The organism is Streptosporangium sp. NBC_01810 (assembly GCF_035917355.1).
Classification (GTDB): Bacteria; Actinomycetota; Actinomycetes; order Streptosporangiales; family Streptosporangiaceae; genus Streptosporangium.
Genome location: NZ_CP109070.1, coordinates 808,776 through 832,479 on the forward strand (window position 1 = coordinate 808,776; position 23,704 = coordinate 832,479).

Genomic DNA, 23,704 nt, shown 5'->3' on the forward strand with positions numbered 1-23,704 from the left:
CCTCGACGGGCCGCCGACCTGGGGTTACTTTTGAGACATGGACAGCGCGATCGAGGTCCTGGGCTTTCTCATCGGGGTCTCCGGCAGCCTGTTCCTGCTCATCGTCCTGCTGGTGACGATGCCCGGCAGGATGCGCGACAGGGCGGCGAGGAGCACGTCGGCGGGTGCGATCTGGCTGGGGGGGCCGTTCGGCAGCGAGCGCGGGATCACCGACACCGTTCTCGTGCTGACGGAGCGGCGTCCGAGCCTGCCTCCGGCGCCAGAGGCGGACTGGGTCTCGCTCGCGGAGACCGCCGAGCCTGGACGGCACACCGGCGGAGCGTCGGCGGCCTGGTGAAGCCCGGCGAGAGCCGGTGAAGGCGAGGTACGGAGATGCTGACCCTGACCTCGACACAGGGAGACGACATCCGCGGGGCCCTGCGCACGGCGGAGCGGCTCACCGGGCTGCGCTTCGCCGCCTACCTCGGGCCGGCGATCGGCCCGCGCCGTCACTTCTCCGAGCGGCTGCACGCCGCGCTGGGAGAGGAGGCCGACAGGGCGGTGCTCGTCTTCGTGGACCATCGGGGGAGGGCACTGGAGATCGTCACCGGTTCGCGGGCCAGGGCCTGGCTGCCCGACGCCGAGTGCCGCGCGACCGCGATGTCGATGGCCGCGATCCTCGGCCTGGGCGATCTGGTGGGCGGGCTGGTCACCGGAGTCCTGCTGCTGGCGGACCGGGCGTCGCGGCGCGGATGATCCGTTCGCGCTGAGCGAAGCTGATTTTCCCGGATAATCGGGCTCGTGCTGAGGATCAGGTGGGATGCGCTGCTGGGTCGCTCTGCTGAGAGGTCCACGGCGGCGCGGGAGCCCGATGTGATCATCGGCTACGTCCAGGAGGCATTCGCCGATGCCCGGGCGAGGGTCCGCAGGGAGGATGAGACGGCGGTCATCCTGCTGGTCACGACCGGCGCGGCCGCCGGTGCCGTCGTCGTCGGGCTGCTGAACGGGTACTGGAGACCCGGCGAGCTGTCCAGCAAGATCGAATGGCTCTGGTGGGCCGGCATGTTCTTCTGGCTGATGGGGATCCTCATGCTCGTCGGAGCCCTCTACCACCGTATCGCGGGGCTGGCGGGCAGGACGCTGGAGAGACGCCGTTTCTATCCCGGGGGGTTCGTCGGCCAGGTACGGCCGGGACCGAGGTCCGGCGACAGGGTCGATCTGCTCGTCCTGGAGATCAGGAGGCTCAGCGCCGTCGGAGACGCCAAGCGGCGCTACATCCGGCGGGGCGTCTGGCTGATGCTGATCTCCATCACGTGTTGCGCGCTGTCGGTGTTCGTCAGCCGGCTACTCTGATCCGGCCCCGCCATCAGAGCCGATTCAGGGCCGATTCAGGGCTGGAGAAGCCTCACCAGATGGTTGCTGATGTCCGTCAGCAGCGTCGAGGGCGCCACCGGGGCGCTCGCGACGGCGGAGAACAGGGCCGGTAACCCCGGCAGGGGGAAGCCGTCGTCACCGGACGCCTCAGCGCCCACGTCGTTCTTGGCCAGGATGGTCCGGCTGCGCTCCCAGGCCTCGGTGACCTCCTCAGGAGAGGGCACACCGAACCCGTGGCCCACCGGAGCGGCGTGGCGCAGCCGAACCAGCGGGGTCTCGGCGAAGGCCAGTGCCACGCCGGCACGCAGGGCGAGGTCGTCGCGGCGGTCCGCTCGTACCCAGTCCATCGCGGTGCAGGGGGTGCGGCAGTCGGCCACGCAGGTGGCCAACGCCCCGGCGACCTGGCTGTGCTGGCGGTCGAAGTAGGCACGCCACCCTTCGGCGGGCTCTCCCGCCACGCGCAGTGTCCGGTTGGCCGCCGACTGCTCGGCCTTCGTGTGGTCGCACTCGCGCTCGCCGATCACCCCGAACCTGCTGCCCGGCGCGGTCAGGCCCTCCGGCCAGCGCGCCGGATCACCGGCGTTGCCGAGCACCGGCTCGAAGGCGAGCAGCGGGAGATACTCGCTGGCGATGTGGACGGCGGCGACCATGGGGCTCAGCTCGCGACGGTGCCACCTGACCGCTATGACCTCCAGCAGCAGCTCGTACGCGGGACGCAGCGACTCCAGCGCGCCACGTGGCTGCTCGCGGGGCGTCTGCGGCATGGTGCAGGCCCGAGCCCGCCGCCGCAGGTCGCTCGGTACGGTCCGTGCCTCGGCGGCGAAGTCCTCAGCGTCGAGCGAGAGCAGTCGCTGGCCGAACTCGCAGGCCGCTTCGATGTCGCCCGCGTCCGCCACGACACCGGAGGCGAGGGCTCCGACATCACCGAAGGCATACCTCCTGGCCAGGGAGATGAGCAGATCACGTGCCGATTCCACGGGATTACCCTCTCTTGACTTTCTTCCCGGGGCCGGTGCCCGGGGCCTCCACACCCACCGAGGATTCGACAACCGGCGAATGAAGGGACTGCTGTCGATACGGAGCCGGACACGGGGCGTTTCTTGCGGTTAACACCTATCTCTACCAGTGTTCGCCTCGAGGTGCTCAGGGCCGCGTGGCCCCGGCGGCCCGTGAAGGCGTGCCGGACGGATACCCCTCGCCGTCACGGCGAGGGGTATCCGTCCGGTCTCCGCGGGGGTCAGCTCGCGGAGGCGTCCTTGGCCTGGGCGCGCAGGGCGCGGCTGGTACCGTCGGCGCCCTCGAGCAGCAGCCGCCGCAGGGCGTGCGGCGGCTGGTCGGACGAGATGAAGTCCTGGGTCCTGGCAACCGTCTCGGGCAAGATGGCCAGAGCCGGGTAGCAGCCGTTGGCGAAGTTCTGGGCGCTGTCGGAGGTCCAGGACTTCCAGATCCTGCCGATCTCCTCGAAGTACTTCGCCACGTACGGCTCCAGCAGCTCCGGATGGCGCGGATCCATGAAGCCGACGATCGTCGAGCGGAGCAGCGCGCCGCTCAGCTTGCCCTCGGTGATCGCCGTCCAGGCGTTCACCTTGCCCTGCGCCGTCGGGATCGAGGCACGGGAGAGCGCGGCGGAGCGCTCGCCCGCCGCGGTGGCGTCGCGCAGCAGCTCCTGAGCGATGTCCTCCTCGCCGAGCAGGCCACCGGAGACCAGGGCGCCGGTCAGTGTCCAACGCAGGTCGGTGTCGACGGTGAGGCCGTCGAGCACGGTCTCACCGTCCAGCAGCCCCTTCAGGAACGCCAGGTCCTCGGTGGAGGTGGCCGTGGCCGCCAGTGCGTTCAGGTAGGCGAGCTGGTGGTCGGAGCCGGGCCCGGCGCCCACGACCAGGTCGCGCAGCGCGGAGGTCAGCCGGGCCATGCCCTGGTCGCGCCAGGCGGGGTCGGCGTACTGCTGGATGGCCAGGCGGGTCTGGCGGAGTACGGTCTGGGTGACCGTGATGTCGGTGATCGACTTGACCCCGGAGACGACCAGGGCGAGGTAGTCGCGGGCGGACATCTCGGCGTCGCGGGTCATGTCCCAGGCGGCCGACCAGCACAGTGCACGGGGCAGGGACTCGGTGAACTTGCCGATGCCGCCGTTCACCACGGTCTGCAGCGACCGCTCGTCGAGCCTGACCTTGGCATAGGTCAGATCGTCATCGTTGATCAAGATCAGATCCGGCTGGACCTCGCCGACCAGCTCGGCCACCGCCGTGCGCGCACCGACCACGTCCAGCTCGACCCGCCTCACGCGGACCAGTTCGTCGTCCCGCAGGGAGTACAGGCCGATGGCCACGCGGTGCGAGCGCAGCGTCGGGTAGTCGGCAGGGGCCTCCTGGAGCACCTCGAAATCGCTGAAACGGCCCTCGGGGTCGGTGGTGAACGACGGGCGCAGCGTGTTGACCCAGGAGGTCTCCAGCCACTCCTTCGACCAGGAGGACAGGTCGCGCCCCGAGGTGTGCTCCAGCGCGCCGAGCAGGTCCGCGAGCGTGGTGTTGCCCCAGGCGTGCTCACGGAAGTAGTCGCGGACCCCGGCCAGGAAGTTGTCCAGCCCCACGTAGGCGACGAGCTGCTTGAGGACCGAGGCGCCCTTGGCGTAGGTGATCCCGTCGAAGTTGACCTCGACCGCGTGCATGTCGACGATGTCGGCGGCGATCGGGTGGGTCGAGGGCAGCTGGTCCTGGCGGTAGGCCCAGGACTTCTCGACGTTGGCGAAGGTCGTCCACGCGCCCTGGCCCCAGCGGGTGGCCTCGGCCTGGCAGAGCACCGAGGCGTAGGTGGCGAACGACTCGTTCAGCCACAGGTCGTCCCACCAGCGCATGGTGACCAGGTCACCGAACCACATGTGCGCCATCTCGTGCAGGATCGTCTCGGCGCGGCGCTCGATCATCGCGTCGGTGACGCGCGAACGGAAGACGTAGTCCTCCAGGAAGGTCACGCAGCCCGCGTTCTCCATCGCCCCGGCGTTGAACTCGGGGACGAAGAGCTGGTCGTACTTCCCGAACGGGTAGCGGACGTCGAAGACCTCGTGGAAGAAGTCGAAGCCCTGCCGGGTCACCTCGAAGATGTTCTCCGGGTCGAGGTGTTCGGCGAGCGAGGCCCGGCAGTACAGGCCCAGCGGGATGCCGTCGTGCTCGGAGGTCACCTTGTGGTACGGCCCGGCGCACAGGGCGGTGATGTAGGTCGACATCACCGGGGTGGGCGGGAAGTGCCAGCGCTTGGCCGCCTGGAGCGCGCCGTGCTTGCCGTGGTACTCCGCCAGCTCCTCAGCCGAGTCGGGCGCCGCGTTGGAGATGACCTCCCAGTGGGACGGCGCGAGCACGGTCAGCTCGAAGGTGGCCTTCAGGTCGGGCTGGTCGAAGCAGGCGTACATCCGGTGCGCGTCCGCGGTCTCGAACTGGCTGTACAGGTAGACACTCTTGTCGACCGGATCGACGAAGCGGTGCAGGCCCTCGCCGGTGCGGGTGTAGGAGCAGTCGGCGTCCACCTGCAGTTCGTTGCTCTCGGCCAGACCCGGCAGCGGCAGCCGCCCGGTCTCCGGGTCGTAGCCGCTCGGGTCCAGTTCGACGCCGTTCAGGACGGCCTTGCGCACCTTCGCGCCGGCCAGGTCGATGAATGTCTCGGCACCCGGGCGGGTGCTGGTGAAGCGGACCGTGGTGACGCTCTCGAAGCGCTCCTCACCCTCGGTCAGGTCGAGCTCCACCGCATAGGACTGCACGCTGAGCAGCCGTGCGCGCTCGCGCGCCTCGTCACGGGTCAGATTGCCTGCCACTACCGCTCCCTCTTCACAACTTCCCCCCGCTCCGTTGCTAAGGGGTGACTGAATCCTGCCACGTAAGGCCACGACGCGCGGCGTTGGAACAGCCTGCGGGTTGATCACTAGATCTGAGGATAAAGCTGCATGTCAAGGTATTAATCCACCCTTGGAATAGGGAACTCTGCCGTCCGAGTTGTCGCTACCGACGAAGCCTTACGACCAGGAAGCCGAGAAGATGACTGAGCGAACCCCCGTTGACCTCTGGTTTGATCCCTTCTGCCCGTTCGCGTGGATGACCTCTCGGTGGCTGCTGGAAGTGGAGAAGGTGCGGCCGATCGAGCCGCGCTGGCACATCATGAGCCTCAACGTGCTGAACGAGGGCAAGGAGGTCCCGGACGGATACCGCGAGATGATCGCTCTGGCCATCGGCCCGGTCCGGGTTGTCACCGCCGTGCAGGAGAAGTGCGACTCCGAGACGGTGGGCCGCCTCTACACCGAGCTTGGCACCCGCTTTCACAACCAGGGCAGGGCCAAGGAGCTTGACACGCTCCGCGAGACCGTCGAGGAGGCCCTGGAGGCCGCCGGGCTCGACCGCGCGTTCGCCGACGCGATGGACTCCGAGGAGTTCGATGAGGCCCTGCGCGCCTCGCACAACGACGGCATCGAGCGGGTCGGCCAGGAGGTCGGCACCCCGGTGATCTCGGTCGAGGGCGTCGCCTTCTTCGGCCCGGTCATCTCGCCCGCGCCCAAGGGCGAGGACGCCGGCAAGCTCTGGGACGGGGTACGCCTGGTCGCGGCCACCGACGGATTCTTCGAGCTCAAGCGCTCCAGGGACCGGCGCCCGATCTTCGACTGATCCGCGGCTCAATCCTCTCCGCCTTCCCTGCCTTCCCCGCCTTCCCCGCCCGCCGCGCGCGACCGCGGTGGGCAGGGAAGGTGGGGAGGGCAGGGTGTGTCAGGCCGCACCTGCGCCGTAGGCCGGGAGCCGGAAGACGTCAGACCAGGTGCCGTGACCAGTGGAATCACGACTGAGCTCTCGGGTAACGGTGATCTCCGTCCGCTCGCCGCACCCGCCGCGCCCTCGCGAAGGAACGGCACGCACGCAAGGATGAGAGGCATGCGTCACCTTTATCTGAACGGAGCCTGGCAGCCCTCCGCGTCGGGCGAGAGCATCGACGTGATCAATCCGGCGACCGAGGAGCTGATCGACAGGGTGCCCGCCGGGGTGCCCGCCGACGTCGAGGTCGCCGTGGCCGCCGCACGCGAGGCTTTCCCCTCCTGGTCCACGACGCCCCCCGCCGAGCGAGGCCGGATCCTCGCCGCCGCCGCCGAGCTGATACGAGAACGCTCCGATCAGATAGCCAGGATCATCGCCACGGACATGGGCGCGCCGTACGGCGTGGCGATGAGGGTGCAGACACTGATGCCGGCCGGGGTGCTGGCCTCCTACGCCCAACTGGCCGAGACCTACGACTTCGAGGGCGGGCAGGTCGGCAACTCCCGCGTCTTCAGGGAGCCGGTCGGGGTGGTCGCCGCCATCACCCCCTGGAACTACCCTCTCCACCAGGTCGTCTGCAAGGTGGGCGCCGCGCTCGCCGCGGGCTGCACCGTCGTGCTGAAGCCCAGCGAGGTGGCGCCGCTGGCGGCCTTCGCGCTCGCCGGGATCCTCGACGAGGTCGGGTTGCCCGCCGGGGTCTTCAACATGCTCAGCGGCTACGGCCCGGTGGTGGGTGAGGCCCTGGTCACCCACCCGGAGGTGGACATGGTGTCGTTCACCGGCTCCACCGGGGCCGGGCGCCGGGTCGCCTCGCTCGCGGCCGAGACGATCAAGCGGGTGGCCCTGGAGCTCGGTGGCAAGTCCGCCAGCCTGGTCCTGCCGGACGCCGATCTTCCGGTGGCGACCGAGGCGACGGTGGCCAACGCCTTCCTCAACTCCGGCCAGACCTGTTCCGCCTGGACCCGCATGATCGTCCACCGGGACCAGTACGACGAGGCGGTCCTGCTCGCTGTCGAGGCCGCGCGGAGATACACGGTCGGCGACCCCTTCGACGAGGCGACCCGGCTCGGCCCGCTCGTGTCGGCGGCCCAGCGTGACCGGGTGGTCCGCTACATCAACCGGGGCCAGGAGGAGGGCGCACGGCTGGTCGCCGGAGGCACCGACCGGCCGATGGATCGCGGTTTCTACGTCGAGCCCACCGTGTTCGCCGGGGTGGAGCCGGGGATGGTGATCGAGCAGGAGGAGATCTTCGGCCCGGTCCTCACGATCATCCCCTACACCCGGGGTGAGGACGAGGCCGTCGCCATCGCCAACGGCACGCGGTACGGCCTGGCCGGCGCGGTGTGGGCGGGTGGTGAGCAGCGCGCGATCGAGGTCGCGCGACGGCTGCGCACCGGCCAGGTGGCGATCAACGGTGGCCGGTTCAATCCGCGAGCCCCCTTCGGCGGCTACAAGCAGTCGGGCCTCGGCCGCGAGCTGGGTGAGTTCGGCCTTGAGGAGTATCTGGAGATCAAGGCAATCCAGCTCTGAGGGCGTCGGGCGAGGACCTCCGCACCCGACCCGGGCAGCCCCACCGGGGCAGGGTGCCTGGAGCAGGTGCCGGACGCCACCCCGGTCTGGGGGGACGCACCCACGTGCCGCCCCACCGGATCAGGGTGCCTGGAGCAGGACCTTCCTGGCGGCGTCCTTGGCCAGCCGGTCCACGTAGAGCATGCCGTCGAGGTGGTCGGTCTCGTGCTGGAAGCAGCGTGCCAGCAGGCCGCGGGCACTGACCCGGATCGGTCGCCCCAGCCGATCCAGGCCGCTTATCGTCACGCCGGCGGCCCGGGGCGTTCTGGCGTAGAGCGGGGTGCCGGTCTCGCGGCTGGGAACGGAAAGGCAGCCCTCCTCGTCGAGGACCTCGGAGTCGTCGTCCACGGTCAGCTCAGGGTTGATCACGTGCCCCTTGCGGTTGCTGCAGTCGTAGACGAAGATCCTTTTCGACACGCCGATCTGCGGGCCTGCCAGGCCGACGCCCTGCGCGGCGTACATCACGTCGAACATCTCGTCGATCATGCGTCGCAGATCACGGTCGAAGTCGGTGATCGGCTCGGCGGGCGTGCGCAGGACGGGGTCACCGACCACTCGGATGTCACGCATGTGAGGTTCTCTCTTGTAAGGGTTGTGTGAGCATAGGGACTGTTACTCTAGCCGGGGCCGAGTGAAGCCGCCCGCGCACACCTGCGAAACTGTGTGAGTGCGCGTCTACATCGGTGCCGACCATGCCGGCTATGAGCTCAAAAACCACATCGTCTCCTGGCTGAAGGAGCACGGCCACGAGGTCGTGGACTGCGGTCCCTCCTTCTACGACGCGGAGGACGACTACCCGCCGTTCGTGCTGCGCGCGGCCCAGGGCGTCGTGGAGGACCCGGGCAGCCTGGGGGTCGTCATCGGCGGTTCGGGCAACGGCGAGCAGATCGCGGCGAACAAGGTGCGCGGCGTCCGCGCCGCCCTGGCCTGGAGCGAGGAGACCGCCAGGCTCGCCCGCGAGCACAACAACGCCAACGTCGTCGGCGTCGGCGCGCGGATGCACACGGAGGAGGAGGCGACCCGGTTCGTCGAGGTCTTCCTCAACACCTCGTACTCCGGGGCCGAGCGCCACAACCGCCGGATCGCACAGCTCACCTCGTACGAGACCATCGGCCAGCTCCCGCCGCTGCCGTAGTCCTCACCGCTTGCGCGTGGGCTCCTTGTGGGGCGTCTCGTCGCGCAGGGGACGGCGGTCCGCGCTCTCCTGCTGCTCGGGTGTCGGGCGCGAGACGTCTCGCGCCCGCATCGCGGTGATCGCGGTGATCTGCAAGCTCTGCAGTGCCATGCCGCAACCATAACCCGCCAGGCCCGTCCTGCCCGCCAGGCCCGTCCGGGCGGGCCCACTCCGGGGCCGTCCTGATCCGGACGCGGTCTGATCCAGCCAGGCTTGATCGGCGGGCCGGGTACGCGGCCCGGCCCGACCTGATCGGCGGGCCGGGCAGCTGCGGCCGTGCTCAGAAGACGTGGTCAGAAGACCGTGCCGCCCCAGGGGGCGGGATCCCACGACATCGCGGTGGACAGCTCCCGCAGGGCCCCGGCGCGCGACTCGCGTACCGCCCCCGCCGCCCGCAGCGCCGCCAGCGGGCGCCCGCCCAGATAGGCCGCGCCCAGCACGGAGACGGGCAGCGCCAGGTCGGCCGGGTCGTCGCAGGGCAGGCAGCGGGCGCCGGAGGTGTCGGCGGTCAGCCGCCAGCGGCGCGCGTTCCATCGGCACACGTCGTCCTCGACCTCGATCACCACGTCCACCGGCGCGGAGTAGCCGCGGGCCGGAAGGGCCCGCTCGACGTCCACGACGCGGATCCACAGCTCGTCCAGCCAGCGCGCGTGAAGCATGCGGGGTTCGGCCAGCAAGTGGATCAGCGGGTCGTCCGAGGGACGGTTCCCGGCGGTGACCTGCGAGACCAGGTCGCGGTCCAGGACGTGCCGCCAGAGCAGCGCATAGGCGGCGGGATCGAGACCGAACAGCTCCTTGACCTGCAGTTCGCCGTCAGGGATGTCGTCCTCGGTCCAGCTCTGCCTGATCCTGAAGAGCGCGTAGCCCCGCGGACCGGCGTCGTCCTCGACGATCACGGCGCGCAACGGTCCGGCGCCGCCCTGGTCGGCCTCGTGGTCGGTCAGCGTCGAGTCCCAGCGCGCGGGCGTGCGGGCGTACAGTCCCGGACGCTCGTCGAGCGCCGACTCGTGGACCTTCTCGAAGGTGGCCCTGGCGTCCGCGGGCCTGACGACGCGCAACCGCAGGCCCGGATCGACGGGGGCGTGCCGGGTGAAGGCCGCCCTCGCCGTGGGGATCCGGAAGACCAGGCCGTCCGCGGCCCTGCCGTAGCCGTAGCGCCCGTAGATCGCGGCTTCGGAGGCGTAGAGCGCGGCGACCGCCTCACCCCGCTCGTGGAGGTCGGAAAGCTGGCGGGTCATCAGCGAGGAGAGGACGCCCCGGCGGCGATGGGAGGGCAGCACGCCGACCGCGGTGACGCCGCCGACCGGGATCGGGCCGCCGGGTACGGTCATGGTGAAACTGCACACCGCCGTGGTGCCCACGAGCAGATCGCCGTCGAACACCCCGAGCGAGCGGTCGAACTCGGTGACGCCCCTGTACAGCTCCCCCCGGTGCGGGGGGATGGGGGCGCCGAACGCCTCCTCATCGACGGTCATCCAATCGGACCAGTCGGCTTCGGTGATCGGACGCAGGCTAAGAGTCATTTTTCACACGGTAGATGGGACAAACAGTTCCGGCCAGCTAATATCCACGCTTAGTGATCAAGGCATTGGTCAAGTTGGCCGCCTAAAGGGGGGATAGCCAGATACAGTCAGGCGCATCATGAGTTCCCGTCCGGTGCCGCTGCTCCCCCCGGCGCTCCGTGCATTCCTGGTCCGCATCCCGCTTCTCGTTCCCATGGTGCGTCTACTGCGCCGCGGCCCCCTGGCGCGCGACCGGAACCTGCTCATCACCCTGATCCTGCTGACCCTGTTGATCGGTGTGCTGGCCGCGAAAGTGTCCATGGAGTGGTTCTCCCCGGCTCTCATGATCCCGATCACCCTCATGGCGGGCCTCCAGCTCCGGCTGAACAGCCTCGTCAAGCTGCTGTGCGCGGTCGCGGCCTCGCTGATCTACGTGGCCGTGGTGCGCGGGGTGGACTACATCGGTCCCGGCCTGCTGGTCACCTTCGGTTTCACCGCCGTGCTGGCCGCGCTGATGGCCCGCACCCGGGGCAAGCTCGGCGTGCAGGGCCTGCGCGGCGACGCGATGCTGCTGGAGCTGCGCGACCGCCTCAAGAGCCAGAGCGACCTGCCCCCGCTGCCCAAGGAGTGGGGCTCCAAGGTGGTGCTCAAGCAGGCCGGAGGATCCTCCTTCGGAGGCGACTTCCTGGTCTCCATCCGCGAGGGTGACACGATGGAGCTCGCCCTGGTCGACGTGTCGGGCAAGGGCGTCGACGCGGGTACCCGGGCGCTGCTGCTGTCGGGCACCTTCGGCGGGCTGCTCGGCTCGGTCGACGCCTTCCTGCCCGCCTGCAACACCTACCTGCACCGCCAGCGCGAGGCCGAGGGCTTCGTCACCGCGGTCCACCTCCGGCTCAACCTCGTGACGGGCGAGTACGTCATCACCTCGGCCGGTCACCCCCCGGCGGTCAAGTACGAGTCGGGCGCCGGAACGTGGCGGGTCTCCACGGCCAAGGGAGTAGTCCTCGGCGTCGTACCCGACCTGCACTGTGAGACGGACCAGGGGATGCTCCGCAAGGGGGACGCGCTCATGCTCTACACCGACGGCCTGATCGAGCAGCCGGGGCGCGACATCGACGCGGGCCTCGACCGCCTGCTGGGGGAGGCCGAGCGCCTGGTGCCCTCCGGGTTCCGCGACGGTGCCCGTAACCTGGTCGCCTCCATGTCGGCGGGCCACAACGACGACTGCGCCCTCATCCTCATCTGGCGCCCTTGAGGCGCGGAAGGCGTCAGAGCCATCCGAAGTCGTCGGCGATGCGTACCGCGTCGAGACGGTTGCGCGCCTGGGTCTTGCACATGATCCGGGACAGGTGGTTGCGGACCGTTCCCACGGAGAGGAACAGCCGGTCGGCGATCTCGCTGGACCTGGCGCCCCGCGCGACCAGCCGGAGCACGTCGAGCTCCCGGCGGGTCAGCGGGTTGTCCGCCGATCTCAGGGCCGCCACCGCGAGTTCGGAGTCGACCGTGCGGCGGCCGGCCGCGACCCGGCGGACGCCGTCGGCCAGCTGCCCGGGGTCGACCTCCAGGCTCATGAAACCGAGCGCGTGGACGGCGAAGGCGCGGCGGACCTGGCCCGGGTTCGGGGCGCGGGACAGCAGCAGGACACTGCAGCGGGGAGCCTCCTCGTGCAGCCGGAGGGCGGTGGTGAAACCGTCGATCCCCGGCAGGTCGAGGTTGATGATCGCCGTCTCGGGTGCGTGTCGCAGGACGGCGGGGACGACGTCCTCACCGTCGGCCACGTCGGCCACCACCTTCATGTCGCTCTCGCTCTCCAGCGACGCCACCAGCCCGCGCCGTATCAGGGGGAGGTGCTCGGCAACCAAAATCCCGATCAAAACGCTCCGATCTCTCGCCCTCACCTTCATCAAAGAGTGATCGCGTGATTGCTGAATGTCAACAAAATGTGGTCGATCGCCAAAATGTGGGCAAGTGACTTGATGGGGAACGTGGCCGCGACGGAGGCGTGCAGGCCGGATACTTCGGCTAATCTCTTATGGGGCATTGTCGGGGAAACCGCGATGGGAGTATGAACCTGTGAGCTGGCTCTCCGTGGTCGGGGTCGTCGTCTTCCTCGTGGGACTGATGGTGTCGATCGGGCTGCACGAGATCGGCCACCTGGTGCCGGCCAAGCTGTTCGGCGTCAAGGTCACCCAGTACATGGTCGGTTTCGGCCCGACGATGTGGTCGCGACGCAAGGGCGAAACCGAGTACGGGATCAAGTGGCTCCCGCTGGGCGGCTACATCCGGATGATCGGCATGCTGCCGCCCAGGCCGACCGATGCCCCCGGCAAGGTGCGCTCGGTCTCCACCGGACCGTGGCAGGGCCTGATCGAGAACGCGCGTGACGTGGCGCTGGAAGACGTGCGACCGGGCGACGAGAACCGGGTGTTCTACCGCAAACCCTGGTGGCAGAAGGTCATCATCATGTCCGGCGGCCCGGCGATGAACTTCGTGCTGGCGTTCATCCTGTTCGGCGTCGTGCTCATGGGGTTCGGCATCCCCGTGCAGAAGACCGAGATCGCCTCGATTCCGCAGTGCGTGAAGACCGCCGCCGACTACGCCAAGAACCGGGAGTGCACCGCGGCCGACAAGCCCAGCCCGGCCAGCGTGGCGGGGCTGAGGCCGGGGGACGTCATCGTGTCCGTGGCCGGCAGGCCCGCCACGAGCTGGGACGCCGCGACGCGGGCCATCCGAGACCACGGCGCGGGGCCGACCGCGATCGGCATCAGGCGTGGGGGGCAGGAGCTGACCGTCAACGCCGATCTCATCGCCCAGGACCGCGAGTCGCTGGACGAGCCCGGCAAGATCGAAAAGGGCGTCGGATACCTCGGGGTCAGTCCGAAGGTCGTCATAGAGCAGCAGGGTTTCGGCGCCGTGGCCGAGCACATGGGAGACCTCACCTCGGCCACCGCCTCCGCGCTGGTCAAGCTCCCCGAGAAGATGGTGGGCGTCTGGCACGCCGCCTTCTCCGGTGACGAGCGTGACAAGAACGGCCCGATCGGCGTCATCGGCGTCAGCCGCATCGGCGGTGAGATCGCCGCCTCCGCGATCCCGCTGGAGAACAAGATCGTCGTCTTCATCAACCTGCTGGCGGGCTTCAACCTGGCGATCGGCCTGTTCAACCTGATCCCGCTGCTTCCGCTGGACGGCGGCCACATCGCCGGTGGCCTCTGGGAGGGCCTCAAGCGCGGCTTCGCGCGCGTCGCCCGCCGCCCCACCCCCGGCCACGTCGACATCGCCAAGGCGCTTCCGCTCACGTACGCGATCGCCTTCCTGATGGTCATCATGGCGGGCCTGCTGATGTACGCCGATCTGGTCAACCCGGTCCGCCTGTCCGGCTGATCGTCTTCGGGCGGGGCGCCGCAGGCCGCCCCCCGCAGGAGTTAGGGTGGCGCCGTGAACGAGGGGACGCCCGGAGCAGTGATCGATGTGGCCCTGTTCCGGCTCCGCCGGATCTGGTCGCGGCCGCTGCGCGCGCGCAAGGCCGAAGAGTCGCAACGGCCGGTGCCCATGTCGAACGTGATGGTCGTGCACGCCGTGCACAAGCTGAGCCTGGACGTGTCCGAGGTGACCGTGGGGGCCGTCGCCGAGCAACTGGACGTCGACCCCTCCACCGCCAGCAGACTGGTCAACGACGCGATCGGCGCGGGGTTCGTGGAGCGCGAGGAGTCGGTTGTGGACGCCAGACGGGCCCGGCTCGTGCTGAGCGAGCGGGGCCGTCGCGTGCTGGAGGCGGTGGTCCGCCATCGGCGCACCTACCTGGACAGCCTGATGGCCGACTGGGACGAGCAGGACCGCGAGGCTTTCGCCCGGTTCCTCGCCCGTTTCGCCGAGGCCGCCATCGCCCGTCCGGCGAACCCGGCCAACCTCGACCGGGTGATCGCCGAGACGCTGGCGGAGACCTCCGCCCCCGGCTGAACGGATGGCTTGTCCTGGATGTAATTGTTTGCTCGTAAGGTGACTCCGGTGAAGGTGATCGGGGGATACGAGCTCATGCGTGAGCTGGGCCGGGGCGGTATGGGCGTGGTGCACCTCGCCACCACCCCGGCCGGTGGTCTGGCCGCGGTGAAGGTGCTCCACCCGCAACCGGCCCGGGACCCGGCCTTCCGGCGGCGCTTCGACCGCGAGGTCACGGCGGCGCGCAGCGTGGCCAGGTTCTGCACCGCTCCCGTGCTCGACGCCGGGATCGAGAAAGGCGTGGCCTACCTCGTCACGGAGTACGTGAAGGGACCCGACCTGGCGCAGGCCGTACGCGAGCAGGGGACGCTGACCGGTGCCAACCTGGAGGCGCTCGCGGTCGGGATCGCCACGGCTCTCCATGCCATTCACGGGGCGGGGGTGATCCACCGCGACCTCAAGCCGTCGAACGTGCTGCTGTCACCGCTGGGCCCGCGCGTGATCGACTTCGGTATCGCCCAGCTCGTCGACAACCAGAGCCTGACCAGCCAGACGATCATGGGCACGCCCGCCTTCATGGCCCCCGAGCAGGTGCGCGGCGAGCCTCCGGCGAGCCCGCCGAGGGCATCGTGGTCAGCTCCAGCGGCGTCTACGCGGCACCGGACACGGCCAAGCCCGTCCAGGTCGGGTTCCGCTCGTTCGACCTCGGCCCGGCGAAGGGCTGAGCGGTGCGGTTCGGCGTGCTGGGACCGCTGCAGGTCCTTGAGGGCGACCGTGACCTCACGCCCGGACCCGCCAAGCACCGCGCGCTGCTGGCCGCTCTGCTGCTGCGGCGAGGGCGGGTGCTGACCGTCGACCGGTTGATCGCCGAGGTGTGGGGCGAGGAACCGCCCGCTTCGGCCGAGCCGGTGCTGCGGGTGTACGTGAGCGCGCTGCGCAAGGTGGTGGACGGGATCCGGACCGTGCCCGGAGGCTACCTCCTCGACGTCGACCCCGACCAGGTGGACGCGCACAGGTTCGAGCGCCTGGTGCGCGCGGGCAGGCGGGCCAGGGACGCGGGCCGGACCGCCGAGGCGGCCGACGAGCTGCGTGCCGCCCTGGCGCTCTGGCGGGGACCCGCGCTGGCCGGTATCGACTCGGGGCGGCTGCGGCGGGCCTATGCCGTACCACTGGAGGAGGCGCGGCTGACCGCGCTCGAAGAGCGTGTCGAGCTGGACCTGGCGCTCGGCCGCGGCGCGGAGTTGACAGGGGAGCTGCGCGCGCTCGTGGCCGCGTATCCGCTGCGGGAGCGGGTATGGGGGCAGCTCATGCTGGCGCTCGACCAGGCGGGACGCAGGCCGGAGGCGCTGAGCGCCTACCAGGAGGCGCGGCGGTTGCTGCTCGACGAGCTCGGCCTGGAACCCGGTGCCGAGCTGCGGGAGGCGCACGAGCGGGTGCCGGCCAAAGGTACGCCTCCGAGAGCCGTGCCGAACGAGATGCCGCCGGACGTCGTCGATTTCACCGGGCGAGAGCGCGTGCTGGACTGGATCCGCGGGGCCGTGCAGGCCGTCGGTAGCGCCCCTGTCCACCTGGTGCTGCACGGCCCGGCGGGAGCGGGCAAGTCCGCGATGGCGATCCACGCGGCTGGCGCGCTCGATTTCCCCGACGGACGGCTTTACGCCTCGCTCAGGGCCAGGACGTCGGGTGCGGTGCTGGAGGACCTGCTGCGCTCGCTCGGCTGCCCTTAGGGGGCCGTACCCGCCGAGCCGCCCGAGCGGGTCCGTCTCTACCGCAGCATGGTGGGCGGGCGGCGGCTGCTGGTGGTGGTGCTGGACGACGCGGCCGACGAGGCACAGGTGCACCCGCTGCTGCCCACCGGGCCCGGCTGCCTGACGCTGGTGACCAGCCGCTCGCCGCTGCTCGGCCTGGAGGCGGCGCGCGCCTGTGAGCTCGAGGTGTTCGATCCCGGCGAGTCCGTGGCGATGCTGGCCCGGGTGGTGGGCGAGCAGCGCGTGCGGGCCGAGCCGCAGGCGGCGGCGCGGATCGCGGCACTGTGCGGTGGGCTGCCGCTGGCGCTCAGGATCGCCGGGTCCAGGCTGGCTCGGCGGCCGAACTGGACACTGAAGCACCTGGCGGGACGACTTGAGGACGAGCGCGGCCGCCTCGACGAGCTCAGCGCGGGCGATCTGGCCGTACGGAGCAGCCTGGCGCTCGGTTACCACGCGCTCTCGGATCGGGAACGCCTGCTGTTGCGCCGCCTCGGCGCGCTGTCCGCGCCCGACTTCGCTCCGTGGGCGGCCTCCGCGCTCCTCGGCGCGCCCGCCGATCGGTTGCTGGAGGCGCTGGCCGAGGCGGGCCTGTTGCAGGTGCGCGGGCTCGACGCGACCGGCAGGGAGAGGTACGGCTGGCACGATCTGACCAGGCTTTATGCCGCTGAACGCCTCGCTGAGGAGGAGGGTGCCCCCAAAGGAGTCCTCGCCGTGGCCGTCCGGGAGATCCTTGACCGCACCCGGCGGGCCAGGGCGCTGCTCCTGCCCGCCGAGCCGGGCTCGGGTCAGACCCTGGCCCATACGGCGGAGCAGGCCATGGTCCTTGCGACCACGCAGCTCAGGGAGTCGGCCCGCCGACTGGCCTTCTACCTGACGCCCTTCTTCGAGCTCGGCGCGCACCGCGAGGACTGGCGTGCGGCCGCGGAGATCGGCCTGCGGGCCGCGAGGCGTATGGGCCACCGCCACGGCGAGGCGCTGCTGTTGCGGTCCACGGCGGACCTGCACCTGGTGGAGGGCCGTCCGGTGGAGGCGGCCGGAGCCCTCCAGCGGGCGCTTCCGCCGGCGGAGGCGGGACTGGACCAGCGGCGGCCTGCCGAGGCGCGTGAGCGGGCCGAACGCGGTCTCGGCCTGCTCAGGCGGCTGGGGGATCGGCTGCCCGAGGCCGCGGGACTGGTGGTCCTGGCCAGGGTGGCCATGGTGGAGGGACGCCCGATGTCGCCCGCGGGGCCGCGGAGGAGGCGCTCGGGACGTTTCGCGAGCACGCGGACCGCCGGGGGGCGGCGCGGGCGCTGCTGACCCTGGCCATGGCTCTTCTGGACCTTGATGAGGTAGATGGGGCAGTTGATGCGATAACAGGTGCTATGGGAGAGTTTGACGCTCTCGGTGACAGGCGTGGCCTCGCCGGTGAGTCCGGTGAGTCCGGTGAGTCCGGTGAGTCCGGTGAGTCCGGTGAGTCCGGTGAGTCCGGTGAGTCCGGTGAGTCCGGTGAGTCCGGTGAGTCCGGTGAGTCCGGTGAGTCCGGTGAGCTCGCCGAGCAGGGCGAGGTGATCGCCAGTAGGGAGGTCAAGGCCGGCGGTGCCGACCTGACCGTGCAGATCACCGGTCTCAAACGGCAGGGCCGGCTCTCCACGCTGACCTGGACGGTCACCAACAAGGGCGACGAGCGCTGGCAGATGAGCAGCGACATGGGGGACACCCCGGGCGGCCTCGGCCTGACCGTGGCGGGGGTCAGCCTGGTCGACCCGGTCAACGGCAAGCGGTACACCGTCGCGCGCACGGGCAAGTATCCCAGGGCCAAGTGCCTGTGCTCCGACTACGACGTGTTCACCGAGCCGGGTGAGGTGCTGCCGCTGCACGCCACGTTCGCCGCTCCGCCACCGGACGTCACGAAGATCAATCTGGACCTCAAGGTGCTGGGTGTGTTCACCGATGTCCCGATCTCCTGAGCGTCTCGCGGTCCTCGCGCTCACGTTCACACTGGTGGTGGCCCCGGCCGTGGTCGCGTGGGCCGATCCGGAGGACACCGCGGCCGATGTGGAGGACATCGTCGCCCCTGTCGAGGACATCATCGCCGAGGTGGAGTCGCTCGACGGCGCCGAGAGCGAGTCGAAGCGGGGTGAGCAGGTCACCGTGGCGCTCACCAGCGACGTGCTGTTCGCGCTTGACCGGGCAGTGCTGACGCCGCAGGCACGGCAGCGACTGCGGCGGGTCGCCGAGAGGATCCAGGCCGAGTCCGCGGGCGGGGTGGTCAGGATCGAGGGGCACACCGACGACCAGGGAGCCGACGCCTACAACGACGCGCTGTCACTGCGGCGGGCGCGGGCCGTACAACAGGCACTTCGGCAGCAGGTATCCCATGTGACCTTCCAGGCCATGGGCTTCGGCGAGCGGCGGCCCAAACTGCCCAACGTCGTTCAGGGGCGGCCGGTGAAGGAGAACCAGGCGAAGAACCGGCGAGTGGAGATCGTCTTCAATGCCAAGCGGTGATCCTGGTCCGGCGCACCGGCGCACCGGCGCACCGAGATCTGCTCCGTCATGCTCGACGCGGGATGTCAAACAAAGGGGCGGGAGAGGCCGCGCCCGAAGTGGTTTCCTTCCCGGCCCGTGTCCGGAAGATCTTTCCCACCTTTGCGATAGTTGCGCGTCGTCCTTCGCCCCGTATCGTCCCCAACAGTGATCCCGATTGTGCGAGGAAGGATCGGCATGGCCGACGATGTGGTGCGACGTGTTTTCCAGTCCGTCGACTCGTTCGACCCCGACGAGTTCGTGCGGTTGCTGGCCGAGGACGCCACGTTGGTGTTCGGCAATGCCGAGCCGACGACGGGACGCGAGGCCATCGCCGCCGGGTTGCGGGTGTTCTTCTCCACCATCGGCGGCCTGCGGCACCGGATCGTCAGAAACTGGCAGGTGGACGCCGACATCATCGCCGAGACCGAGGTGACCTACCGGCGGCTCGACGGCAAGGATGTCAGCGTCGTAGCCGTATCGATCTGGCGCACCCGCGACGACGGTCTGATCTCGGACTACCGCATATTCGTCGACCTCGCACCCGTCTACATGGTCTAGGTATGCTCCCTCGCGCCACGCGGGAGGCAGGGCGAGGTCTGTCGGCCCCGGGTGCTCCCTCGCGTGGGAGCACCCGGCCTGGTCGTGTCTCGTCAGCCTTTGGCCCCTGAGGTGCGGAGGGGGAGGTGCCCGAGAAATCGCAGGTCAGCGCGTCGTGGCATTAGTACATCGAGATGTGCGGGTGGTCGTAGTGGTTGGCGGTGACGCCGCCGCGGTTGGACATGACCCTCCAGCCGGAGCCGTGGTTGATGCGCTGGCGCCAGATCACGTACTTCACCCCGAGCTTGGACTTGTTCTTGATGGCCCAGGCGGAGATCTCGTCGCCGAGCCGGATGTTGGCGGCTGTGGGCATCGTGCCGCCGGCGCTCATCATGAAGTCGCAGGCGCGGCCGAGGGGGTGCTCGCCGCCGTCGTTCGCGGACCGGTAGCAACCGACGGCGTACGGGAGGTTGAAACGCCTCTTGAGGGCCTCACGCATGATCCGGGTCCGGTCGGTGATGTTGTCGGCGCCGGTGGGGAGTTGCGGGGCCCAGCTGCCGTCGGAGCGGCGCCCGGAGCCGACGGGGGCGAGCCGGTCGAGCCTGTTCTTGATGTCCTTGATCAGATCTTCGAGCTCGTCGCGCTGGGTCTGCATCTCCCTGGCCTCCTCACCGATTTCGTCGGTGAGTCTGGCTGTCGTCTCGGTTGCCCTCTTCCTGCGTTCGAGGCTCTCGGCGAAGCCCTGCAGGTGCGCGCTCTGCTGGGCGGTGAGCTGCTCCATCACCGCGGTTCCGCCCATGTCGTCGGAGAACAGCAGCGCGGGCAGGCCCCCGGTGCTGCTCTGGTAGCGGAGCTGAACTATGGAGTCGACCTGCTTTTCCGCCTCGGCGTAGAGATCGGAGGCCCTGGCCAGGTTCTGCTTGGCGACGGTCTCGGCCTTCTGCGCTTTCTTGAGGGACTCGCGCTTGGCCGCGTAGGCCTCGATCAGTCCGTCCACCTTCTTGTTGATCTTGGCCAGCTCGGCACGGAGCTTGGCCTCGGTCGGCTTGGGCTCCGCGCTTCCCGCGGTGGGGGCACCGAGGGTGAACGCGGCGATCAGGCTCAGGCAGAGGACCAGAGTCGCATGCCGACGGAACGTGGGGGACGGAGCCGCCACGAACTCTCCTCTCCTTCCGCCTACCGGGTTAGCTGACGGGTTCGGGCTGGAGGACGCCCTTCCACCGAAGTGGTTTCACCCCAGGTGCGGTGGTTCCCCGGCTCCCGGGCGATGCGCCTGGGATTAGGCATATCGGCTGTTGCAGCCGATGTGGGAAGGATAGTAGTGGTAAACACAAGGTCGCGCGACCTCAAGACGAGACCAATTAGTGATTAATTCGTGACAGCAGAGCGCAGAAGGTGTGCTGCCTCCTCGGGCAGCACGTCGTTCACGAAGGCGCCCATGGCCGACTCGGAGCCGGCGAGATATTTCAGCTTGTCCGGCGCGCGACGGATGCTGAACAGCTCCATGTGCGCGTACGACAGGTCACGACCGGTGTTGACCGGCGCCTGGTGCCAGGCCGCGATGTAGGGCATGGGCACGCCGAACAGCCCGTCGAGGCGGCGGAGCACGTCGGTGTAGAGCGGTCCGAACGCCGCGCGCTCCACGGGCTCCAGCCCGACCAGGTCGGGGACCTGCCGGTGGGGGTAGAGATGAACCTCCACCGGCCAGCGCGCCGCGGCCGGGACGAACGCCGTCCAGTGCTCGTTCGAGGCCAGGCGTCGTCGCGGAGGTCGAAGTAGAACAGCTCCCGGCCGTCGGCCAGGTGGGTGATCGTACGCTTCATCGGCCGATGTTCTCGCTCTCCAGCTGCGGCTCTGTGATGATCAGCTCCCCCACCGAGGCGGCGAGTTCCTCGCGGGCCTCCTCGGTCAGGCTGGAATCGGTGATCACGATGTGGGCCTGGGCCAGCTCGGCGATCGTGCTGATGCCGACCGTGCCCCACTTGGTGTGGTCGGCGAGCACCACCAGGCGGTGCGCGGAGGCGATCAGCTCGCGGTTGGTCTCGGCCTCCAGCAGGTTGGGTGTGGTGAACCCGGCGCGGGCGCTCATCCCGTGCACGCCGAGGAAGAGGGTGTCGACATGGAGTCCTCGGATCGCCGAGACGGCGACCGGGCCGACCAGCGCGTCGGAGGGGGTGCGGACCCCGCCGGTGAGCACGACCGTGCGGTCGGCCTTGGGGGAGCGGTGGAAGACGTCGGAGATTCGGACCGAGTTGGTGATCACGGTCAGCTCGGGCACGTCGACCACGTGGTGGGCGAGCGTCCAGGTCGTGGTGCCCGCGGAGAGCGCGATGGCGGTGGCGGGCCGAACGAGCCGGGCGGCCTGCTGGGCGATCATCTCCTTCTCCGCCTGCCGGCGCGCAGACTTGGCGGCGAAGCCCGGTTCCTCGGTCGAGCCGGGTCCGGCGGCGGTGGCGCCACCGTGGACCTTCTCCACCAGTCCGCGCTCGGAGAGCACCTCAAGGTCGCGCCGGATCGTCATGTCGGACACCCCGAGCTCTCGGACGAGATCGGCGACCCTGACTCCGCCCCTGCTCCGCACCCTCTCCAGGATCGCCTGCTGCCGCTGCTGGGCGAGCATTGACTCACTCCCTTTAATTCACCAGATTCCACCAAAATACCACGGCGAGTACTGTTGAATTGTGGTGGTCGCCTGCTCACAGCCGCTCAAGCTCCGCCATGATGTTCGCTCTCGCCGTCTCCTCCAGATCGGCGATGTGGAAGATCACCGGAAGGTCGAGCAGCGAGCGCAGCACCGCGGCCCTGCCGGACCTGAAAGCGTCGTCAGGCACGAAGGCGTACTCCTCACGCACGGCGGCCGCGTAGGCGGCGTAGGCCTCCGGTGACGCGCCCAGGATCGCCAGGTCCGCGTCGGACAGCACGGCCCCGTCCGAGTCGCCCGGTGCGGGGGCATGTGTGACGGTCAGCCTGACCAGCCGGGTGACCGTGGCCACCGCCTCAGGGGACAGCCCCGTCTCCGGCAGCGCGCGCTCGGCCAGGATGGCGCTCCGCTCCTCGTTGTCGCCACGCCGCGGGTCGTAGACGGCGTCGTGGAACCAGGCCGCCAGCCGTACGAGGTCCGGGTGCTCGGCGTGGGAGGCCAGGATGTCGATGTGGGCGAGCACGGCCTCCAGATGGGTGGTGGTGTGATATCTGCGGTGCGGCTCGTCGTAACGAGTGATCAGTTCGCGGCCGAGGGGCTCGGCCTCGGGGCCGGTCAGGGACCGCCAGCGGGCCATCAGCTTCTCGCTCATGGGGGCGAGCCTAGAACCTGGCCGACGAGCCTGGAACCTGGCCGACGAGCCTGGAACCTGGCCGAAAGGGAGGACCCACGACTCCGCCCGTCAGGTTCAAGGCGGACACGCCCGCAGGAGGCGCGGATCGTCAAGGTTGGGGAAACGCACTCACCGGAGCAGGGCGGATCGTGGTTCGGGCCTTGTGCGCCGGGCGTCGTGGGAGGAACGTGAAGGTCTGAATCGGTGGCATCGCGTCTCGCGCGGATCAGGAATCACGGAGGCCGGCACTTGCGGGACCTGGAAGAACCTGAAGGAAGGGGTGGCCGGCATGGCCAGAAGATCGCGTAAGGGCAAGGCCCGCAAGAAGCACAAGGCCAACCACGGCAAGCGGCCGACCGCTCGCTAGCCCTGTATTCCGCACGTGACCCCGATTGACCTGGGGTGATTACCCGCTGCACTGGATCATATATAGCTGCTGACCTGCGACGACGCGGCACGTGCGGAAAACGAGGCTAGCCGCGTACCTGATCTCTCAGGGCAGTACAGCCGGCCGTTCGGTCCGGGCACGAGACCATCCCGGTCTCGCGGATGGGAGCGGACGGGGACGGACGGTCAGGCGCGGCGGCCCCAGGAGGCCAGCAGCCGGGTCTGCGCGTCGGTGTCGGAGGGCACCTTCCGGTGCTCTCCGACCTGGTGCTCTCCGGTGGCCGACGCCTGCCGGTAGCCGGGTCCCGCGTCGGCGAACCAGGTGGCGCAGGCCGTGACCAACTCCGGGTCGAGCCGCTCGTCGGCACCGATGGCACGGGCCAGGTCCCATGTGTGGATGAGGGCGTCGGCGAACAGTTCGGTGATGTACTCCCTGCCGGGCACGTCGCCGAAGGGCAGGTGGACGATGCGGTCGAGGACCCGGTGACCGGCCGCCGCCTGGAGGGCGGGCACGGCCGAGGTGTCGAACGCCTTGATGGGGTCGTCGCCGAGCAGGTCGCCCTCGAAGGCGTCGCCGATCTCCGCGGTTGTCCGCCCGGCCAGTAGTTCGGGTGCCCACAGGTTCTCGCCGACCACGTGGTTGACGAGGGCACGCACGTCCCAGTCGACACACGGTGTCGGGTTCTCCCACTGGTCGGGGCCGATCCGGTGGACGAGAGCGCCGAAATCGTCCAGCGCGCGACGGTAAGCCTCGGGTATGTCGATGGTCATGATGCCCTCCCGATGCCCTCCTGGGTTGTCTCCCGGCTCTCATCTTGACCGTAACCCCTGGACCGCCAGTAGTCATCGCGTCGATGGGCGGGACCGGCCCGTCCGGGGCGCATCCGAC

At 69.7% G+C, this 23,704-nt stretch carries 25 protein-coding genes, 1 pseudogene and 1 riboswitch; of the genes and pseudogenes, 15 read left to right on the forward strand and 11 right to left on the reverse strand.

Annotated elements, in window-relative coordinates; translation table 11 throughout:
• Positions 1-37: 37 nt before the first annotated feature.
• Genes OIE13_RS03770 through OIE13_RS03780 form a run of 3 tightly spaced genes read left to right on the forward strand, consistent with a single transcriptional unit; the run spans position 38 to position 1,332 of the window.
• A complete protein-coding gene (locus OIE13_RS03770; RefSeq protein ID WP_326643129.1) occupies positions 38-337 on the forward strand; it encodes a hypothetical protein in 300 nt (99 codons plus the stop codon).
• 35 nt (positions 338-372) lie between these two features.
• Positions 373-735 carry a DUF5130 family protein gene (locus tag OIE13_RS03775; RefSeq protein ID WP_326643127.1) on the forward strand — a complete coding sequence of 121 codons (363 nt, stop codon included), beginning with the start codon at positions 373-375 and terminating at the stop codon, positions 733-735.
• 45 nt (positions 736-780) lie between these two features.
• Positions 781-1,332 (forward strand): hypothetical protein, encoded by a 552-nt coding sequence (locus OIE13_RS03780; RefSeq protein WP_326829531.1) that lies wholly within the window; start codon positions 781-783, stop codon positions 1,330-1,332.
• Between the two features lie 35 nt (positions 1,333-1,367).
• Here the strand turns inward: OIE13_RS03780 and OIE13_RS03785 are convergent, their stop codons facing one another.
• Both OIE13_RS03785 and pepN read right to left on the reverse strand, forming a co-directional pair.
• The gene (locus OIE13_RS03785) at positions 1,368-2,330 is read right to left on the reverse strand and encodes a hypothetical protein (RefSeq protein WP_326643123.1); all 963 of its coding nucleotides are present in this window, start codon (positions 2,328-2,330) and stop codon (positions 1,368-1,370) included.
• A 260-nt stretch (positions 2,331-2,590) separates the two neighbouring features.
• On the reverse strand, positions 2,591-5,158 hold the full coding sequence (gene pepN / locus OIE13_RS03790; protein WP_326829532.1) for an aminopeptidase N: 2,568 nt from the start codon (positions 5,156-5,158) through the stop codon (positions 2,591-2,593).
• A 220-nt stretch (positions 5,159-5,378) separates the two neighbouring features.
• Here pepN and OIE13_RS03795 point away from each other — a divergent pair, with 220 nt between their 5' ends.
• Positions 5,379-5,999 carry a mycothiol-dependent nitroreductase Rv2466c family protein gene (locus OIE13_RS03795; RefSeq protein ID WP_326643119.1) on the forward strand — a complete coding sequence of 207 codons (621 nt, stop codon included), beginning with the start codon at positions 5,379-5,381 and terminating at the stop codon, positions 5,997-5,999.
• Positions 6,000-6,260: 261 nt separating this feature from the next.
• Positions 6,261-7,670: an aldehyde dehydrogenase family protein gene (locus OIE13_RS03800; protein ID WP_326643117.1), complete on the forward strand. Its 1,410-nt coding sequence runs from the start codon at positions 6,261-6,263 to the stop codon at positions 7,668-7,670.
• 120 nt (positions 7,671-7,790) lie between these two features.
• Here the strand turns inward: OIE13_RS03800 and def are convergent, their stop codons facing one another.
• Entirely contained in the window at positions 7,791-8,279 is a 489-nt protein-coding gene (def, locus tag OIE13_RS03805) for a peptide deformylase (protein ID WP_326829533.1), read from the reverse strand.
• 97 nt (positions 8,280-8,376) lie between these two features.
• Between def and OIE13_RS03810 the strand changes: the two genes are divergently transcribed.
• Entirely contained in the window at positions 8,377-8,844 is a 468-nt protein-coding gene (locus OIE13_RS03810; protein WP_326643113.1) for a ribose-5-phosphate isomerase, read from the forward strand.
• Positions 8,845-8,847: 3 nt separating this feature from the next.
• Here the strand turns inward: OIE13_RS03810 and OIE13_RS03815 are convergent, their stop codons facing one another.
• Entirely contained in the window at positions 8,848-8,994 is a 147-nt protein-coding gene (locus tag OIE13_RS03815; RefSeq protein WP_326643111.1) for a hypothetical protein, read from the reverse strand.
• A gap of 182 nt (positions 8,995-9,176) precedes the next feature.
• Complete coding sequence (locus OIE13_RS03820) at positions 9,177-10,406, reverse strand: GNAT family N-acetyltransferase (protein WP_326829534.1); 1,230 nt, start codon at positions 10,404-10,406, stop codon at positions 9,177-9,179.
• A gap of 118 nt (positions 10,407-10,524) precedes the next feature.
• Between OIE13_RS03820 and OIE13_RS03825 the strand changes: the two genes are divergently transcribed.
• A complete protein-coding gene (locus OIE13_RS03825; RefSeq protein WP_326643108.1) occupies positions 10,525-11,640 on the forward strand; it encodes a PP2C family protein-serine/threonine phosphatase in 1,116 nt (371 codons plus the stop codon).
• A gap of 13 nt (positions 11,641-11,653) precedes the next feature.
• On the opposite strand, the gene OIE13_RS03830 is transcribed toward OIE13_RS03825, so the two are convergent.
• The gene (locus OIE13_RS03830) at positions 11,654-12,247 is read right to left on the reverse strand and encodes a response regulator transcription factor (protein WP_326643105.1); all 594 of its coding nucleotides are present in this window, start codon (positions 12,245-12,247) and stop codon (positions 11,654-11,656) included.
• A gap of 211 nt (positions 12,248-12,458) precedes the next feature.
• Here OIE13_RS03830 and OIE13_RS03835 point away from each other — a divergent pair, with 211 nt between their 5' ends.
• The 8 genes from OIE13_RS03835 to OIE13_RS03870 all read left to right on the forward strand — a co-directional run bounded on the left by OIE13_RS03835 (position 12,459) and on the right by OIE13_RS03870 (position 19,135).
• Positions 12,459-13,766, forward strand: a complete 1,308-nt coding sequence (locus OIE13_RS03835) for a M50 family metallopeptidase (RefSeq protein ID WP_326643103.1) — start codon at positions 12,459-12,461, stop codon at positions 13,764-13,766.
• Between the two features lie 54 nt (positions 13,767-13,820).
• Positions 13,821-14,342: a MarR family winged helix-turn-helix transcriptional regulator gene (locus OIE13_RS03840; RefSeq protein WP_326643101.1), complete on the forward strand. Its 522-nt coding sequence runs from the start codon at positions 13,821-13,823 to the stop codon at positions 14,340-14,342.
• Between the two features lie 48 nt (positions 14,343-14,390).
• On the forward strand, positions 14,391-15,170 hold the full coding sequence (locus OIE13_RS03845) for a serine/threonine-protein kinase (RefSeq protein WP_326829535.1): 780 nt from the start codon (positions 14,391-14,393) through the stop codon (positions 15,168-15,170).
• Positions 15,062-16,048: an AfsR/SARP family transcriptional regulator gene (locus OIE13_RS03850; protein WP_326643097.1), complete on the forward strand. Its 987-nt coding sequence runs from the start codon at positions 15,062-15,064 to the stop codon at positions 16,046-16,048. The genes OIE13_RS03845 and OIE13_RS03850 overlap by 109 nt, the downstream gene beginning before the upstream one ends.
• 48 nt (positions 16,049-16,096) lie before the next feature.
• Positions 16,097-17,365 (forward strand): NB-ARC domain-containing protein, encoded by a 1,269-nt coding sequence (locus OIE13_RS03855; protein WP_326829536.1) that lies wholly within the window; start codon positions 16,097-16,099, stop codon positions 17,363-17,365.
• Positions 17,366-17,430: 65 nt separating this feature from the next.
• Positions 17,431-18,015, forward strand: a complete 585-nt coding sequence (locus OIE13_RS03860) for a hypothetical protein (RefSeq protein ID WP_326829537.1) — start codon at positions 17,431-17,433, stop codon at positions 18,013-18,015.
• Entirely contained in the window at positions 17,999-18,556 is a 558-nt protein-coding gene (locus tag OIE13_RS03865) for an OmpA family protein (RefSeq protein ID WP_326643095.1), read from the forward strand. Before OIE13_RS03860 ends, OIE13_RS03865 begins: the two co-directional genes overlap by 17 nt.
• A 216-nt stretch (positions 18,557-18,772) precedes the next feature.
• Positions 18,773-19,135, forward strand: coding sequence for a nuclear transport factor 2 family protein (locus OIE13_RS03870; RefSeq protein WP_326643094.1), 363 nt, complete (start codon positions 18,773-18,775; stop codon positions 19,133-19,135).
• A 160-nt stretch (positions 19,136-19,295) separates the two neighbouring features.
• On the opposite strand, the gene OIE13_RS03875 is transcribed toward OIE13_RS03870, so the two are convergent.
• The 5 genes and pseudogenes from OIE13_RS03875 to OIE13_RS03895 all read right to left on the reverse strand — a co-directional run bounded on the left by OIE13_RS03875 (position 19,296) and on the right by OIE13_RS03895 (position 23,586).
• Entirely contained in the window at positions 19,296-20,270 is a 975-nt protein-coding gene (locus OIE13_RS03875; protein WP_326643092.1) for a coiled-coil domain-containing protein, read from the reverse strand.
• Between the two features lie 3 nt (positions 20,271-20,273).
• Positions 20,274-20,410, reverse strand: a riboswitch (cyclic di-AMP (ydaO/yuaA leader).
• Positions 20,411-20,482: 72 nt separating this feature from the next.
• Positions 20,483-20,875: pseudogene (locus tag OIE13_RS03880) on the reverse strand (galactose-1-phosphate uridylyltransferase); the annotation flags it as partial.
• Positions 20,876-20,933: 58 nt separating this feature from the next.
• Complete coding sequence (locus tag OIE13_RS03885) at positions 20,934-21,734, reverse strand: DeoR/GlpR family DNA-binding transcription regulator (protein WP_326643090.1); 801 nt, start codon at positions 21,732-21,734, stop codon at positions 20,934-20,936.
• Between the two features lie 76 nt (positions 21,735-21,810).
• Complete coding sequence (locus OIE13_RS03890) at positions 21,811-22,407, reverse strand: HD domain-containing protein (protein WP_326643088.1); 597 nt, start codon at positions 22,405-22,407, stop codon at positions 21,811-21,813.
• 594 nt (positions 22,408-23,001) lie between these two features.
• A complete protein-coding gene (locus OIE13_RS03895) occupies positions 23,002-23,586 on the reverse strand; it encodes a TIGR03086 family metal-binding protein (protein ID WP_326643086.1) in 585 nt (194 codons plus the stop codon).
• Positions 23,587-23,704: the final 118 nt, after the last annotated feature.

What these genes read in the sequence shown, in the direction of transcription:
- OIE13_RS03895 (WP_326643086.1), bottom strand. Translation starts at nt 23,586, where the DNA reads ATGACCATCGACATACCCGAGGCTTACCGTCGCGCGCTGGACGATTTC.
- OIE13_RS03795 (WP_326643119.1), top strand. Translation starts at nt 5,379, where the DNA reads ATGACTGAGCGAACCCCCGTTGACCTCTGGTTTGATCCCTTCTGCCCG.
- OIE13_RS03825 (WP_326643108.1), top strand. Translation starts at nt 10,525, where the DNA reads ATGAGTTCCCGTCCGGTGCCGCTGCTCCCCCCGGCGCTCCGTGCATTC.
- OIE13_RS03770 (WP_326643129.1), top strand. Translation starts at nt 38, where the DNA reads ATGGACAGCGCGATCGAGGTCCTGGGCTTTCTCATCGGGGTCTCCGGC.
- OIE13_RS03815 (WP_326643111.1), bottom strand. Translation starts at nt 8,994, where the DNA reads ATGGCACTGCAGAGCTTGCAGATCACCGCGATCACCGCGATGCGGGCG.
- OIE13_RS03885 (WP_326643090.1), bottom strand. Translation starts at nt 21,734, where the DNA reads ATGCTCGCCCAGCAGCGGCAGCAGGCGATCCTGGAGAGGGTGCGGAGC.
- OIE13_RS03800 (WP_326643117.1), top strand. Translation starts at nt 6,261, where the DNA reads ATGCGTCACCTTTATCTGAACGGAGCCTGGCAGCCCTCCGCGTCGGGC.
- def (WP_326829533.1), bottom strand. Translation starts at nt 8,279, where the DNA reads ATGCGTGACATCCGAGTGGTCGGTGACCCCGTCCTGCGCACGCCCGCC.
- OIE13_RS03855 (WP_326829536.1), top strand. Translation starts at nt 16,097, where the DNA reads ATGGTGGGCGGGCGGCGGCTGCTGGTGGTGGTGCTGGACGACGCGGCC.
- OIE13_RS03820 (WP_326829534.1), bottom strand. Translation starts at nt 10,406, where the DNA reads ATGACTCTTAGCCTGCGTCCGATCACCGAAGCCGACTGGTCCGATTGG.
- OIE13_RS03775 (WP_326643127.1), top strand. Translation starts at nt 373, where the DNA reads ATGCTGACCCTGACCTCGACACAGGGAGACGACATCCGCGGGGCCCTG.
- OIE13_RS03890 (WP_326643088.1), bottom strand. Translation starts at nt 22,407, where the DNA reads ATGAGCGAGAAGCTGATGGCCCGCTGGCGGTCCCTGACCGGCCCCGAG.
- OIE13_RS03865 (WP_326643095.1), top strand. Translation starts at nt 17,999, where the DNA reads ATGTCCCGATCTCCTGAGCGTCTCGCGGTCCTCGCGCTCACGTTCACA.
- OIE13_RS03860 (WP_326829537.1), top strand. Translation starts at nt 17,431, where the DNA reads ATGGGAGAGTTTGACGCTCTCGGTGACAGGCGTGGCCTCGCCGGTGAG.
- OIE13_RS03870 (WP_326643094.1), top strand. Translation starts at nt 18,773, where the DNA reads ATGGCCGACGATGTGGTGCGACGTGTTTTCCAGTCCGTCGACTCGTTC.